This window comes from Allobosea sp. BH3 (assembly GCF_025499465.1).
Classification (GTDB): Bacteria; Pseudomonadota; Alphaproteobacteria; order Rhizobiales; family Beijerinckiaceae; genus Allobosea.
In genome coordinates this window covers 124,566-138,672 of sequence record NZ_JAIMCA010000003.1, presented here as the reverse complement: position 1 = coordinate 138,672, position 14,107 = coordinate 124,566, and the positions used below count along the sequence as shown (strand labels likewise).

The 14,107-nt window shown below is 66.5% G+C and carries 13 protein-coding genes; 9 read left to right on the top strand and 4 right to left on the bottom strand.

The features are described 5' to 3' along the window. Nucleotides 1–118: 118 nt before the first annotated feature. Both BoBH3_RS09585 and BoBH3_RS09580 read right to left on the bottom strand, forming a co-directional pair. Nucleotides 119–988: an alpha/beta hydrolase gene (locus tag BoBH3_RS09585; protein WP_410050590.1), complete on the bottom strand. Its 870-nt coding sequence runs from the start codon at nucleotides 986–988 to the stop codon at nucleotides 119–121. Between the two features lie 177 nt (nucleotides 989–1,165). After that, nucleotides 1,166–2,176, bottom strand: coding sequence for a GNAT family N-acetyltransferase (locus BoBH3_RS09580; protein WP_262330578.1), 1,011 nt, complete (start codon nucleotides 2,174–2,176; stop codon nucleotides 1,166–1,168). Between the two features lie 145 nt (nucleotides 2,177–2,321). On the opposite strand from BoBH3_RS09580, the gene BoBH3_RS09575 reads away from it, so the two are divergent. The 4 genes from BoBH3_RS09575 to BoBH3_RS09560 all read left to right on the top strand — a co-directional run bounded on the left by BoBH3_RS09575 (nucleotide 2,322) and on the right by BoBH3_RS09560 (nucleotide 6,744). Continuing rightward, nucleotides 2,322–3,245, top strand: a complete 924-nt coding sequence (locus BoBH3_RS09575) for a 2-hydroxyacid dehydrogenase (protein ID WP_262330577.1) — start codon at nucleotides 2,322–2,324, stop codon at nucleotides 3,243–3,245. A 31-nt stretch (nucleotides 3,246–3,276) separates the two neighbouring features. Continuing rightward, entirely contained in the window at nucleotides 3,277–3,630 is a 354-nt protein-coding gene (locus BoBH3_RS09570; RefSeq protein WP_262330576.1) for a cupin domain-containing protein, read from the top strand. 133 nt (nucleotides 3,631–3,763) lie between these two features. Further along, nucleotides 3,764–5,227 (top strand): aldehyde dehydrogenase family protein, encoded by a 1,464-nt coding sequence (locus tag BoBH3_RS09565; protein ID WP_262330575.1) that lies wholly within the window; start codon nucleotides 3,764–3,766, stop codon nucleotides 5,225–5,227. A gap of 53 nt (nucleotides 5,228–5,280) precedes the next feature. Beyond that, nucleotides 5,281–6,744, top strand: a complete 1,464-nt coding sequence (locus tag BoBH3_RS09560; RefSeq protein WP_410050577.1) for an NAD-dependent succinate-semialdehyde dehydrogenase — start codon at nucleotides 5,281–5,283, stop codon at nucleotides 6,742–6,744. A gap of 144 nt (nucleotides 6,745–6,888) precedes the next feature. Here the strand turns inward: BoBH3_RS09560 and BoBH3_RS09555 are convergent, their stop codons facing one another. Beyond that, nucleotides 6,889–8,166 carry an NAD(P)/FAD-dependent oxidoreductase gene (locus tag BoBH3_RS09555; protein ID WP_262330574.1) on the bottom strand — a complete coding sequence of 426 codons (1,278 nt, stop codon included), beginning with the start codon at nucleotides 8,164–8,166 and terminating at the stop codon, nucleotides 6,889–6,891. Between the two features lie 10 nt (nucleotides 8,167–8,176). Then, nucleotides 8,177–8,845: a haloacid dehalogenase type II gene (locus tag BoBH3_RS09550; protein WP_262330573.1), complete on the bottom strand. Its 669-nt coding sequence runs from the start codon at nucleotides 8,843–8,845 to the stop codon at nucleotides 8,177–8,179. 321 nt (nucleotides 8,846–9,166) lie between these two features. Here BoBH3_RS09550 and BoBH3_RS09545 point away from each other — a divergent pair, with 321 nt between their 5' ends. The 5 genes from BoBH3_RS09545 to BoBH3_RS09525 all read left to right on the top strand — a co-directional run bounded on the left by BoBH3_RS09545 (nucleotide 9,167) and on the right by BoBH3_RS09525 (nucleotide 14,106). Continuing rightward, nucleotides 9,167–10,018, top strand: coding sequence for a GNAT family N-acetyltransferase (locus BoBH3_RS09545; RefSeq protein WP_262330572.1), 852 nt, complete (start codon nucleotides 9,167–9,169; stop codon nucleotides 10,016–10,018). Nucleotides 10,019–10,032: 14 nt separating this feature from the next. Beyond that, nucleotides 10,033–11,409, top strand: a complete 1,377-nt coding sequence (locus tag BoBH3_RS09540; RefSeq protein WP_262330571.1) for an aspartate aminotransferase family protein — start codon at nucleotides 10,033–10,035, stop codon at nucleotides 11,407–11,409. Nucleotides 11,410–11,453: 44 nt separating this feature from the next. Continuing rightward, complete coding sequence (locus tag BoBH3_RS09535; protein WP_262330570.1) at nucleotides 11,454–11,666, top strand: hypothetical protein; 213 nt, start codon at nucleotides 11,454–11,456, stop codon at nucleotides 11,664–11,666. 46 nt (nucleotides 11,667–11,712) lie between these two features. Beyond that, entirely contained in the window at nucleotides 11,713–12,429 is a 717-nt protein-coding gene (locus BoBH3_RS09530; RefSeq protein WP_262330569.1) for an HAD-IA family hydrolase, read from the top strand. A gap of 63 nt (nucleotides 12,430–12,492) precedes the next feature. Then, nucleotides 12,493–14,106, top strand: coding sequence for an ABC transporter substrate-binding protein (locus tag BoBH3_RS09525; RefSeq protein ID WP_262330568.1), 1,614 nt, complete (start codon nucleotides 12,493–12,495; stop codon nucleotides 14,104–14,106). The last annotated feature ends 1 nt before the right edge of the window (nucleotide 14,107 follow it).

Sequence of the window (14,107 nt, the reverse complement as noted above, 5' to 3'; positions counted from 1 at the left end):
CTGTCGCGCACTCACCAGGAGATCGCGGGCGGCGCCCGCGGGACACCCCGATGGAATGATGCAATGCGTCGCCCGGGTAGCGAAAGCCCGTCCAATCCCACGGTCGCTTCCGTCACCTTCAGCCAAGCCTGGCCCGCACAAAGGCCCCCATCTCCGCCAGGGCCCGGCGGCCATCGGCAAGCTGCTCATAAAACAAGTGCCACGCATGGATCATGTGCGGCCAAACCTGCAACGTCGTCCGGACATCGGCAGCCGCTGCGACACCTGCCAGCCGGACCGCATCGTCCAGCAGCGTCTCGTCCGATCCGACCTGGATCAGAAGCGGCGGCAAGCCGCGCAGATCCGCGTGAATCGGTGAGACCATCGGCATGCGCGGATCGCGGCCCTGCAGATAGGCCGCCGCCAGCTCTTGCAAGTATGGGCGCTGGATCAGCGGGTCCACCCTAGCTTTGGTCTGCATCGTGGCGCCAGACATCTCCAGATCCGTCCAGGGTGAACTGCACCATGCGCAAGCGGGCAACGCCGTGCCGGCTTCCCGCAACGAAACAAGCGTTGCAATTGCGAGCCCGCCGCCGGCGCTTTCTCCGGCGATCACGATGTTTTCCGGCTGGAACCCTTGCGACAGCAAAAAACGATAGCCGGTCAGCGCATCGTCGAGGGCCGCTGGAAAGGGATGTTCCGGCGCCAGGCGATAATCCAGCGCCAGCGTGCGGGTCCCTGCCTCCCGACCGGCTTGCGCGATCATATGCCGGTGGCTCCTGATCGATCCGGAAACGTAGCCGCCGCCGTGCAGGAACAGGATTACCCGCGCCGGGTCCGCGGCGGGCGTGCTCGTCCATTCAGCCCTGACCCCGTTGGCATCGACCTCCTCTACGAGCACATCCGCGGGCATCTCGTAGCGTGCCGTAAGGCTGTCCAGCCGCTGCCGGCGACCGGCGACGTCAGTTGGCGGCTGGCCCGCCGCCAACATCGCTTTGATGGCGGCCATCTCGGTGTCGGATCCCGTCAATCTCGCCTCCCTCGAAGTCGGCCACGATGTCCGGCAAGGTCGCGGCTCGCAGGGCCAATCCGATCGGCGCGAGCGAATTGCGTGCTTCCGACGCTCGCAATCGGCGACGCAGCAGACATTCGGGCCGCGGGCTGGTGAACCGCGTCGACATCATCTTCAGCCAATGGCCTGGCTGGCAAGCGCAATGCGGCGAGAACCCGTCTTCGAACGCGGCACGAACGGAGCTCGCCCAAGCCCCATCGAAGTGGCGCTGTCATGGATCTGCATCCCGCTCGCGGCCAGAAAGCCCGTAAAGACGGTATTGCACGCCGGCGTATCGGCACGCAGGAAGCTCCCGGCATGGGCCTCGACATGAGGGCGCGAGACGGCGATCGCATCGTCCTCGCTCGCCGCGACGACGGGGCCGATGACATGACCCCGCCCGAACGGCCGGCACAGGGAGAATGCGACGATCTCGTCGTTCCGAACGAGGACCTGCCCACGTGACACAGGCAGCAGGGCCCTATAGGCGACGGAGCGATCATGGCCGGTGGCGGCAAGATCGAGCCGCAGAAGGCTGTCGTTGTCGCTGGCGGCGGCTGTGCGAACCAGCCCCTCCACCTTGGCCGAAGGCGTGGCCATTCCGGAAGCCGTCGCCTCCCCCTGGCACCGCAGGATCTTCTGCTCGTAGCCGTATCCGAGCGAGCGATAGAGCCGCTTTGCCTCCCGCGTTGCGTTGAGGCCGAAGACGGTCCCCTCGTTCAGCTCATGCGCCTTTTCCATGAGCCAGCGCCCCGCGCCCTGCTCCTGCAGCCGCGGCAGGGTGATCAGCATGCAGACCATGGCGAAATCCGCGTCGTAGCGCAGCCACATCACGGTTCCGACCACGCGCCCGATCTCGTCGACGGCGGCAAGCCCCTGCCCCAGTTCCAGCAGCATCTGCCAGTCGGTGTCCCGATGCGGCCATCCCACCGAAACGGAAAGCGCATGCAGCAGCTTGGGATCGACCTGCTTGATGTCGCGTAAGGTGAGCTCGAACGTGTCGATGTGCAGTCGAGCGATCGTCTCCAAAGCGCTGCCTCCGCCGTGTCCACGGCTCTGTCCGGCCATGGGCCCCGGCCGGCTTACCGATCGGTTGTAAACCAATCCCGCAACAGGAAGCACCGTTCCTCTAGGGTATTTCGGCATGGAACTGCGTCAGACGGCCGCGAAACGATCCGACCACCGGCGCGCCGCCCTTATTCTGTCGCGAGCGCAGCTGGAACCGGAGCCGTCCGTGACGCCGGACGCTTTGCGCAGGAAACGCCCTGATCTCGCTCTCACGGAGCTCGCCTTGACGTTCCTTTTCAATTCGACCGACGAGCGGGCGCGGGTGTTCGCGGCGCGCTTTGCCGAAGAGCTGCCCGATATACGCTTCATCAGAAGCGGCGATCCGCACGATCCCGCCGATATCCGCTACCTCATCACCTGGACGGCGCCGGAGAATCTCCATCGCTACGCCAATCTGGAGATCCTGTTCTCGATCGGCGCCGGCATCGACCAGATGAACACGGATGGCTTGCCGGCCGAGGTCCTCGTCGTCCGCATGGTCGAGGAAGGCATCACGCGGATGATGCAGGAATACGTCACGCTCGGCGTGCTCGCCCTGCACAGGCAATGGCCGCTCTATATCGCCCAGCAGAGAGCCGCGCACTGGGAGCCCTACGATCTCGTATCCGCCTCCGACAGGCGGATCGGCATACTGGGGCTGGGTATGATGGGATCGGCGGTCATCGAGCGCCTCAAGCCCTTCGGCTTCCCGATTTCAGGCTGGAGCCGCTCGCCGCGAACGATCGACGGGATTCGCTGCCTTCACGGGTCGGCGGGCCTCTCCACCCTGCTCGCCGAAACCGACATCCTGATCTGCCTGCTACCGCTGACCCCGGAGACCACCGGCATCCTGGATGCGCAGCTCTTCGCGCAGCTGCCTGCCGGCGCGTGCCTCGTGCATGTCGGCCGTGGCCAGCATCTCGACCACGCCGCTCTGCTCGATGCACTCGACAGCGGTCATCTCTCGGCCGCCGTCCTCGATGTCACCGAGCCCGAGCCGCTGCCGGCCGATCACCGCCTCTGGAGCCATCCCAAGGTGATCCTGACGCCGCACATCGCCAGCAAGGTCGAGGCCGCGCCCGCGGCCAAGGCCGTCATCGAGAACCTCCGCCGTCACCGCTCCGGCCTGCCACCGATCGGCCTCGTCGATCGCAGCCGTGGCTACTGAATCGCTTCAACCCCGAACGAAAGGTCTTCCCATGTCCCTCCTCATCAAGCTCGACCTTGCTCCTACCGGCGAGCCGAAGCACTCCAAGGCTGCCGCGGACCGGCTCGTCTCGGGCGATCCCTCGTTCAAGACCTGGGCCCAGGACCAGTCCCGCAACGAGCCCGTGCGCACCGGCGTATGGGAAGCGACGCCCGGCGAAACCCACTCGATCAAGGGCGAGACGGTGGAGTTCTGCTACATCCTCTCGGGCGTCATCGAACTCACCGAGGAAGGCCAGCCGCCGCGCACCTTCCGCGCGGGCGACAGCTTCGTGATGAAGCCCGGCTTTGTCGGCATCTGGAAGACGATCGAGACCGTCCGCAAGATCTACGTGATCGTCGGCTGACCTGAGCACGCCGAAGAATCGGCCGCCCGGGCGCCTGCAAACAGGATTTCCGGTCGGCCGGGCCGCCCTCTCAGGCGCAAACGTCGGGCCGGGCGGAACTAGGCTCAGGCGACCACCACCCGGAGATGCGCCCTTGTCGCTGAGTTTCGATCCCGCTTCGGTCACGCTCCCGCGCGGCCATTTCATCGCCGGCGAATGGGTCGACGCAAGGGACGGCATCGATCTGCATCGGCCGTCCGATGCAGCCGCCTATGCCGCCTGTCCTGTCGCGGACGCCGACCTCGTCGACCGCGCCGTGGTCGCCGCCAAGGCCGCCCTGGCGGAGAGCGGCTGGGGGGGCCTGGCGCCGCGCGAGCGCGCCCGCGCGCTCCACCGCTGGGCCGATCTCATCGAGACCGAAGCGGAAACGCTGGCACGGCTTGAGGCGATCGCCTCGACACGGCCGATTTCCGAGCTCATGGCGGGCGACGTGCCCGTAACCGCCGAGCAGATCCGCTTCTTCGCCGAATTCGCCGACAAGGAAGGGGGCGATCTCGTCCCGACGGGCGCCGACAGCTTCGGCATGATCGCGACAGAGCCCTATGGCGTCGTCGGCGCCATCACGCCCTGGAACTTCCCGATCAACATGGCCGGCTGGAAGCTCGGCCCCGCGCTCGCGGCCGGCAATGCCGTGGTGCTCAAGCCCTCCGAGATGACGCCGTTCGCGACGCTCTACCTGGCGCAGCTTTCGGTGCGGGCCGGATTGCCCGCGGGCCTGATCAATATCGTGCTCGGCGATGGCCGGACGACCGGCACGGCGATCACCGGCCATCCCGACATCGCCAAGGTCAGCTTCACCGGCTCGACCGCGGCCGGCAGCGCGATCATGGAAAACATAGCCCGCACCGGCATCAAGCCGATGACGCTCGAGCTCGGTGGCAAGAGCCCGCAGCTCGTCTTCGCCGATGCGGACCTGCCGCTTGCCGCGGCGGCCATCGCCCGCAGCATCCTCGGCAATGCCGGCCAGGCCTGCGTCGCCGGCTCGCGCCTGATCGTGGCGGAGAGCGTTGCGGAGGAATTGGTCGGGCTCATCGTCGAGCGTATGCGTACCGTCCGCCCGGGCGCGACCTGGGACGCGGCGAGCGCCTATTCGCCGATCATCTCGGAGCGGCAGATCGGCCGCATGGAAAGCATCGTGGATGCGGCGGTGGCGCGGGGCGCCTCTTGCCGGCTCGGCGGCAAACGCCTCGACCACGCAGGGTATTTCTACGCCCCGACGGTGCTGCAAGGCATCGACGCCGCCTCGCCCGCCGTGACCGAGGAAATCTTCGGGCCGGTTCTGACCGTCCAGAGCTTCCGGGAGGAAGAGGAAGGGCTTGGGCTCGCCGATCACCCGACCTACGGGCTCTGCGCCGGCCTCTACACGCGAGACCTGTCGCGGGCGCTGCGCGCGACCAACCGCCTGCAGGCCGGCACCGTCTGGGTCAATCGCTATGGCCGCTCACGCGACCACATCCTGCCGACGGGGGGCTACAAGCAATCCGGCCTCGGCAAGGATCTCGGGCGCGAGGCGTATCTTGCGAATCGGAAATCGAAGAGCGTCCTGATCGCGCTGTGAGCAAGGACATCACCGCCGCCGTGCTCTCGGCGCCTGTTTGAAGGGAACACGACATGACCATCCAGGGCCTCCGCGACTCCTCACTCCTGCGCGAGGCGTGCCTCGTCGGTGGCAACTGGCGCGCTGCAGCCTCCGGCCGCACGCTCGACGTGATCGACCCGGCGACGCAAGCTGCCATCGGCTCCGTGCCGGATGCCGACGGCACTGACACGCGCGCTGCGGTCGAGGCCGCCGCCGCGGCCTTCGGCGGCTGGCGTGCAAAGCCGCATGCGGAGCGCGCGACGCTGCTGGAAGCCTGGCACGCGCTGATGCTGGAGCATGTCGAGGACCTCGCTTTGATCCTGACGCGCGAGCAGGGCAAGCCGCTGGCCGAAGCGCGTGGCGAAATCCGCTACGGCGCCTCCTTCGTCAAATGGTTCGCAGAGGAAGCCCGCCGCATCGAAGGCACGACGATCCCTGCCCCGGCCGCCGACAGGCGCATCATCGTGATGAAGGAACCGGTCGGTGTCTGCGGCATCGTCACGCCCTGGAACTTTCCGAATGCCATGATCACCCGCAAGGTCGCGCCGGCGCTGGCGGCGGGCTGCACCGTGGTGATCAAGCCCTCGGAGCTGACGCCGTTCTCGGCGCTGGCGCTCGGCGTCCTGGCCGAACGGGCCGGCATCCCGGCCGGCGTCGTCAACATCGTCACCGGGATGCCCACCGCAATCGGTGCCGAGCTGACCGGCAACCCCTCCGTCCGCAAGATCTCCTTCACCGGTTCGACGCGGGTGGGCGCGCTGCTGATGAAGCAGGCCTCCGACAGCATCAAGCGGCTCAGCCTGGAGCTCGGCGGCAACGCGCCCTTCATCGTCTTCGACGATGCCGATCTCGACCTCGCGATCGAGGGCGTACTCGTCTCCAAGTTCCGCAATGGCGGCCAGACCTGTGTCTGCGCCAACCGCATCCTCGTGCAGGACGGAATCTACGATCGTTTCGCCGACAAGCTCTCGGCCCGCGTCGCAGCCATGAAAGTCGGCCCCGGCACCGGTGCCGGCGTCGATATCGGGCCGATGATCAACAGCGCCTCGATCGAGAAGATCGAGCGCCATGTCGACGACGCTCTCGCCAAGGGTGCCAGGCGCCTCGCCGCCGCGGCCGACATGCCTAAAGGCGCGCAATACGCGACGCCCCTTGTTCTTGGCGATGCGACCACCGAGATGCAGCTCGCCGGCGAAGAAACCTTCGGCCCGGTCGCGCCACTGTTCCGCTTCGGCAGCGAGGACGAGGCGATCCGCATCGCCAACGGCACGCCCTTCGGGCTCGCCGCCTATTTCTTCACGCAGGACATGCGCCGTTCATGGCGCGTCGGCGAGGCGCTCGAATTCGGGATGGTCGGCCTCAACACCGGCGCGATCTCGATGGAGGTGGCGCCCTTCGGCGGCGTCAAGCAGTCCGGCCTCGGCCGCGAAGGCTCCCGGCTCGGCATCGAGGAGTATCTCGAGGTCAAGGCGTTCCACATCGGCGGGCTGGGCTGAGCGGGGCGCTCGCTACGCCCGGCGGCCGCCACAGAGCGTCATTCTCGGGCTTGACCCGAGAATCTCAGGAAAAGGGCGCAAGTCGCTCATTTGGCATGAGATGCTCGGGTCAAGCCCGAGCATGACGGCATGCTTCTCCACGCCCTACTGAAAGCGATCGAGCGCCTTGTAGTAGAGGCCGACCAGCGGCAGGAACCAGGGCTTGCCGAAATGGCCGGGCACCGCCGGCCAGTCGAGCCCTTTCAACGGATTTCGGTCGGGCCGGCCGAGGATCGCATCGGCCATGATCATGCCGAGATGCGTCGACATCTGCGCGCCGTGGCCGGAATAGCCCATCGCGTACCAGATGCCGTCCTCGCGACCGGCGCGGGGATAGCGGTCCTTGGTCATGTCGACGAGCCCGCCCCAGCAATAGTCTATCTCGACATCCTTCAGCTGCGGGAAGATGCCGGCGAGGCTCGCACGCAGGATGGCGCCGCTCTTGGCATCGGAAGTCTGGTCGGAGGTCGCGGAGAAGCGCGCCCGCCCGCCGAAGATCAATCGATTGTCCGGCGCCAGACGGAAGTAGTTGCCGATGTTGAGCGAGGTCACGGCCGTCCGGTTGCCGGGCATCGTCGCGGCAACCTCGGCGTCGCTCAAGGGCCGCGTGGCGATCAGGAATGACCCGACCGCAATGATGCGGCGCCGGAACCAGGAGAAGGGCCCGGAGGTATAGGCCCCCGTCGCAACGAGCACCTCCTTTGCCGACAAGCTTCCGCGCGGGGTCTGGAGGACATGCCGCCCCGCCTCCTGCCGCCGCTCGGTGACCGGGGCGTGCTCATGGATGACGGCACCATGGCGGGCGGCCGCTGTGGCCAGCCCCGTGACGAAGCGGCCCATATGCATCATGGCGCTTTTCTTGGAGAGCATCGCGCCATGGAACCCATCGGAGCCGATCTCGCTCACAAGCTCGGCCCGGCTCAGCATGGCCGTATCCGGGTCGGCCTCGCGATGCAGCACCTCGAAATTGCGGGTGAGCGAGGCGACATGCTCCGGCTTGGAGGCGAGCTTGAGCTTTCCGGCGCGCCGGAAGGAGCAGTCGATGCCCTCCTCGGCGACGATCCGCTCGATCGTATCGACGGAATCGTCGAATGCCTTGTAGAGCGCGACGGCGCGCTCGGTGCCCAGCGCCGTCTTGGCGGCGATGAAGCTATGGGCCAGCCCGTTGTTGAGATGGCCGCCATTGCGGCCCGAGGCTCCGTAGCCGACGCTTTCCGCCTCCAGTACCACCACCTTGGCGCCGGCCATGGCGAGTTGGCGCGCAGCGGCGAGACCGGTGAAGCCGCCGCCGACGATGGCCACGTCATAGGTGCCCTCGACCGGCCCTTCGGCAGCGCCGGTGAAGCTGTTGGCCGTATCATGCCAATAGGATTTGAACTGCATCGGCGGCGCCTCAGAGCCCGAACACGCCGGGCAGGCCCGAGATGTCCTTGATCTCCGTGTATTCATAATAGGGATTCGCCGGCTCATGCCCGCGATTGACCCAGACCTTGTTCTTGATCCCGAGGTCGTGCGCCGTCATCAGGTCGTAGCGGAACGAGGACGAGACGTGGCAGACGTCTTCCGGCCCGCAGCCCAGCATGTCGAACATGAATTCGAAGCCCTTCATGCGCGGCTTGTAGGATCGGGCCTGTTCGGCCGTGTAGACCGCGTGGAAGGGAGCACCGAGCCGGGCGACGTTATGCGGGATCTGGTCGTTCTGGGCGTTGGACAGGATGACGAGGGGAATTTCCTTCGCCACCTTGGCGAGGCCTTCCGGGACGTCGGGGTGCGGCCCCCAGGTCGGCACCTGCTCATAGACCCAGCGCGCATCCTCGGGCCGGAAGGCGACGCCGTTCCGGCGGCAGGTGCGCTCAAGCGAGTTGTAGACGACCTCTTCATAGGGCTTCCAGTCGCCGAGGATCTCATCGAGCCGGTAGGCCGAGAAATTCGTGATGAAGGTCCGCATCGCCGGCTCGTCCAGCTTGTCGCCGTAAAGCGCGCGCGCGGCCTTATCCATCGCGAAATAGATCAGTGTGCCGTGGCAGTCGAAGGTGACGAATTTGGGCTTGAAGACGGTCATCCGCGGAGATCCCCTGTGTCGAAACGGTTGTGTCCGTTACCGGGGATCATAGCGGGGGCCAGAACGGAGCGAGCACCGCATTGCCCGCGGCACGAAGCACAAACTGCCGTCCGCCCATGAGGCTATGGCAGAGAGTTGCGCCTCCATCGACGCCCGACGCCGCTTTGCCTTGTGGCGACCGACTCCTTCCGGCGGTTCGTGGCATTCCATGCGGTTGCCGCACATTCCCACGGTCGAAGATGTCGCCTGGCGCCGTTCCTCAGGAGCAACTGCGCCGGCGCACGGCCTATCCATGATGCAACGGATACGAAGCGAAGCATCATGGGCCAGGAAACGATTGACCTCGTCGCATTCGACGAACGCCATCTCGATGGCGCCGTTCTGCTCTCGCGCGAGACCGGCTGGCCCCACCGGCGCGAGGACTGGGCGATGGTCCTGGCGCTCAGCCACGGCTTCGTCGCCCTCCAGGGCGATGTCGTGGTCGGCACCGCGATGCTGACGCCATTCGGGGACGACTGCGCGACCGTGAACATGGTGATCGTCGCCGCCAGCATGCGCGGACGCGGCCTTGGCCGGAAGTTGATGGATGCCGCCCTGCAAGCCTGCGGCGCCCGTGAATGCCGTCTCACCGCGACCGCGGACGGCCTGCCTCTCTATGAAAAGCTCGGGTTCAGCGCGACCCACGAGATCCGCCAGCACCAGGGCATAGTCACGCCGCTACCGGCGGATGCCGCGCAAGATGCCCTCAAACTGGACTGGGCCGGTCCGGAAAGCTTTCCCGCAGTGGCCGCGCTCGATCTGCAGGCGCTGGGGATGGATCGCCGCCCTTTGCTCAGGCTCCTGACTGAGGCCGGGCGAATGGTCATCCACCGTGAAGCCGGCCGGATCGTCGGCTATGCCGCAATGCGCCGGTTCGGCCGCGGCGAGGTGATCGGTCCGGTCGTCGCGAATACCTTGGACCAGGCGCAGAGCCTGCTGAGCTTCCTGATCGCCAGCCGCCCCGGCGCCTTCCTGCGTGTGGACACGGCTGAATGGCAGCAGCTTTCGCCGTGGCTTTCCGCGCACGGTCTCGTCAGCGTCGGCGGTGGTATCGCCATGCGCCGCAACGTGATCGGCACCCGGCCGCTCGGCCCGGCCAAACCCTTCGCTCTCGCCAGTCAGGCGCTCGGATAGTCTGGAGAACCGCCATGTTGAGCAATTCCCTGATCGAACTCGATCGCGAACACTGGATTCACCCGGTCGCCTCCTATCGCGGCCATGAGAAGGCCGGGGTCCGCGTGCTTCGCTCGGCGAAGGGCGCGACCATCACTGACGCTTCCGGCAAGCAGCTCATCGACGGTTTCGCCGGGCTGTGGTGCGTGAACGCCGGCTACGGCCATAACAGCATCGTCGAGGCCGCGGCGAACCAGATGCGCGAGCTCGCCTATGCGACCGGCTATTTCGGCCTCGGCTCCGAGCCCGCCATCCGGCTGGCGGCGGAACTCGCCGAGCGCTCGCCGGGCGATCTCAACCGCGTCTACTTCACGCTCGGCGGCTCAGACGCCGTCGACAGCACGGTCCGCTTCATCCGCTATTACCAGCAGGCGCGCGGCAAGCCGCAGAAGGACCAGTTCATCTCGATCGAGCAGGGCTATCACGGCTCCTCGACTGTCGGCGCGGGGCTCACCGCCCTGCCCGCCTTCCATGCCGGCTTCGGCGTGCCCTATGACTGGCAGCACAAGATTCCGTCGCATTACACCTACCGCAACCCCGCCGGCTCCGCGCCGGAGGCCGTCATCGCTGCCTCGCTCGCGGCGCTCAGGGCCAAGGTCGAGGCCGTGGGCGGCGCCGATCGCGTCGCAGCCTTCTATTGCGAGCCGATTCAGGGCTCCGGCGGCGTGCTGGTCCCGCCGCCCGGCTGGACCAAGGCGATGCGGGACTTCTGCCGCGAGCAGGACATCCTCTTCGTTGCCGACGAGGTCATCACCGGCTTCGGACGCACCGGCCCCCTCTTCGCCTGCGAAGACGAGGACATCGTTCCCGATCTGATGACCGTCGCGAAGGGGCTGACCTCGGGCTATGTGCCGATGGGTGCCGTGCTGATGTCGCAGACGGTCTATGACGTCATCGCCGACGGCTCGGGGGCGGCGGCCGTTGGGCATGGCTATACCTATTCGGCCCATCCGGTCAGTGCCGCGGTCGGTCTCGAAGTGCTGCGTCTCTACGAAAACGGCCTGCTCGACAATGGCCGCAAGGCCGGCGCGCGCCTGATGGCGGGCTTGGAAAGCCTCAGCGACCACCCGCTGGTCGGCGAAGTGCGCGGCCGCGGCATGCTGGCCGCCGTCGAGCTGGTGACCGACAAGGCGAAGAAGACGCCGCTGCCGGCAACTGCGGCGCCGGCCCAGCGCGTCTTCGACCGCGCCTGGAACAACGGTCTCGTCATTCGGGCATTCGGCAACGGCGTGCTAGGCTACGCCCCGCCGCTATGCTGCACGCCGGCCGAGATCGACGCCATCGTCGAACGGACCCGCACGACGCTCGATCAGACGCTTGCCGACCCGGATGTGCGCGCCGCGATGGCGTGAGGCCGGGAGAACTCCGCAAGGGCGGAGCGGGCGCAGAGTCACCCATGCCCGCTCCCGAAAGCCGATATTCCGCGAAGGCGGCGAATTCGGAATTTTGTGCCGCCCGGTTTTCGACATTCAGCGTATCCGGCGAACTGGCGATGCAACACTTGAACAAGGCCGACGCAGATGCGGCCGGGGAACAGAGCGCAACCGTCGGCGACGACGACGCAGACGACGACCGAGCGGCGCAGCGACGATGCGGCTGCGCTCGCTGACGATCACCCATGCCCGCAAGAGACAGGCGGGAGAAGCGGAGAGACGATGGCGAAGGGTTTCGGCGATTTCCGCTATATGACGTTCGACGTCGTGGGCACGCTAATCGATTTCGAAGGCGGCCTGACCGGTTGCCTGGCGGCTATTGCCAAAGAAGCCGGAGTCGCCTTCGACGCTGAACAGGCCCTCAACCTTTATCGGGCGGCCCGGTACATGCCGGATGCCCAGCATTTCCCGGATGATCTCGCCCGCGTCTACGGCGTCATCGCGCCGAAACTCGGCCTGCCGGCCGGCGAGAGCCAGGCGCAGCGCCTGCGGGACTCCGTGGAGGCCTGGCGCCCGTTCCCGGACAGCGCCGATGCGCTTGCCCGCTTGTCGAAGCGCTACAAGTTGATCGCGATGACCAACGCCCAGCGCTGGGCCTTCGAGCATTTCGCCCGCGCGCTCGGCAACCCGTTCTATGCCGGCTTCACCGTCGACGACACCGGCACGGAGAAGCCGGACCCCGCCTTCTTCGAACAGGTCTTCGCCTTCGTCGAGAAGGATGGCGGCTCGCGCGGGCAGATCCTGCATGTCGCTCAGAGCCAGTATCACGACATCGGAATCTCCCGGAAGCTCGGCCTGACCAATTGCTGGATCCAGCGGCGCCACGCCCAGCCCGGCTATGGCGGCACGATCGAGCCCGAGCGCTTCACCGAACCCGATTTCCACTTCACCTCGATGGGCGCGCTCGCCGACGCCGTCGAGACCAGCCTGGCGGCTTGAAGGGACCCGATACGAGAAGACCAACGTCGGACCAACGGCGCAAATCAGAAGAGGGGAATGAGCATGACCGACAAGATTTCTTCGAGCTGGACAAGCGCCGACGACGCCATCGTCGAGAATGCGATCCGCCGCGGCGCCAGCCGCCGCGACCTCCTGCAGATGCTGATGGCCGGCGGCCTCGCCGCCTCGGCCAGCAGCCTCGTGCTCGCCCGGGCAACCTCCGCGCTCGCGCAGACTCCCGTGAAGGGCGGCAACCTGAAGGCTGCCGGCTGGTCCTCCTCGACCGCCGACACGCTCGACCCGGCCAAGGCATCGCTGTCGACGGACTATGTCCGCTGCTGCGCCTTCTACAACCGCCTGACCTTCCTGGACGGCAACGGCACGCTGCAGATGGAGCTCGCCGACAAGTTCGAGACCAAGGACGCGAAGGTCTGGACCGTCACGCTCAAGAAGGGCGTGACCTTCCATGACGGCAAGCCGCTGACCTCCGACGACGTCATCTTTTCCCTGAAGCGCCATCTCGACCCGGCCGTCGGCTCGAAGTCGAATTCGCTCGCCAAGCAGATGGTCGAGTTCAAGGCGGTCGATCCGTTGACCGTCGAGATCACGCTCGCGGCGCCGAATGGCGACCTGCCGACCATCCTGTCGACGCACCACTTCATGATCATCGCCGACGGCACGACGAACTTCGCCAAGGCGAACGGCACCGGCGCCTTCACCTGCGAAACCTTCGAGCCCGGCGTGCGCTCGATCGCGGTCAAGAACAAGAACTACTTCAAGTCCGGCGGCGCGAACCTCGACTCCTTCGAGTTCTTCGCGATCACCGACGACACCGCGCGCGTCAACGCGCTGCTCTCGGGCGATATCCAGCTCGCCGCCGCGATCAATCCGCGCTCGATGCGCCTGGTCGAGAGCCAGCCCGGCGTCGTGCTGTCGAAGACGACCACCGGCAACTACACGAACCTCAACATGCGGATGGACATGGCGCCTGGCAACAAGGCGGATTTCGTGGAAGGCGTGAAGTATCTGCTCAACCGCGAGCAGATCCAGAAATCGGCCCTGCGCGGCCTCGCCGAGATCGCCAACGACCAGCCGATCCCGCCGATGAACAAGTATCACAACAAGGATCTGAAGCCGCGGGCGTTCGACCCCGAGCGCGCGAAGGCCCTCTTCCAGAAGGCTGGCGTGCTGGGGCAGACGATCCCGATCGTCGCCTCGGATGCCGCCGGCTCCTCGGTGGACATGGCCGTGCTCGTCCAGCAGGCCGGCAACGCCATCGGCATGAAGTTCGACATCCAGCGCGTCCCATCGGACGGCTACTGGTCGAACTACTGGCTGAAGGCCCCGGTCCATTTCGGCAACATCAACCCGCGGCCGACCCCGGACATCCTGTTCTCGCTGCTCTACGCCTCGACCGCGCCGTGGAACGAGAGCCAGTACAAGTCCGAGAAGTTCGACAAGATGCTGCTCGAGGCGCGCGGTTCGCTCGACGAAGCCAAGCGCAAGCAGATCTACGACGAGATGCAGGTGATGGTCGCCAATGAGGCGGGCACCGCGATCCCCGTCTACATCTCGAATGTCGACGCGATCTCGAACAAGCTCAAGGGCCTGCTCCCGAACCCGCTCGGCGGGATGATGGGCTACGCCTTCGCCGAGTACGTCTGGCTCGAACGCTGAG

Bases quoted from the DNA above. Each gene is read 5' to 3' on its own strand.
- BoBH3_RS09585 (WP_410050590.1), bottom strand. From the start codon at position 988: ATGGCCGCCATCAAAGCGATGTTGGCGGCGGGCCAGCCGCCAACTGAC.
- BoBH3_RS09580 (WP_262330578.1), bottom strand. From the start codon at position 2,176: ATGCCGAAATACCCTAGAGGAACGGTGCTTCCTGTTGCGGGATTGGTT.
- BoBH3_RS09570 (WP_262330576.1), top strand. From the start codon at position 3,277: ATGTCCCTCCTCATCAAGCTCGACCTTGCTCCTACCGGCGAGCCGAAG.
- BoBH3_RS09560 (WP_410050577.1), top strand. From the start codon at position 5,281: ATGACCATCCAGGGCCTCCGCGACTCCTCACTCCTGCGCGAGGCGTGC.
- BoBH3_RS09555 (WP_262330574.1), bottom strand. From the start codon at position 8,166: ATGCAGTTCAAATCCTATTGGCATGATACGGCCAACAGCTTCACCGGC.
- BoBH3_RS09550 (WP_262330573.1), bottom strand. From the start codon at position 8,845: ATGACCGTCTTCAAGCCCAAATTCGTCACCTTCGACTGCCACGGCACA.
- BoBH3_RS09545 (WP_262330572.1), top strand. From the start codon at position 9,167: ATGGGCCAGGAAACGATTGACCTCGTCGCATTCGACGAACGCCATCTC.
- BoBH3_RS09540 (WP_262330571.1), top strand. From the start codon at position 10,033: ATGTTGAGCAATTCCCTGATCGAACTCGATCGCGAACACTGGATTCAC.
- BoBH3_RS09535 (WP_262330570.1), top strand. From the start codon at position 11,454: ATGCCCGCTCCCGAAAGCCGATATTCCGCGAAGGCGGCGAATTCGGAA.
- BoBH3_RS09530 (WP_262330569.1), top strand. From the start codon at position 11,713: ATGGCGAAGGGTTTCGGCGATTTCCGCTATATGACGTTCGACGTCGTG.
- BoBH3_RS09525 (WP_262330568.1), top strand. From the start codon at position 12,493: ATGACCGACAAGATTTCTTCGAGCTGGACAAGCGCCGACGACGCCATC.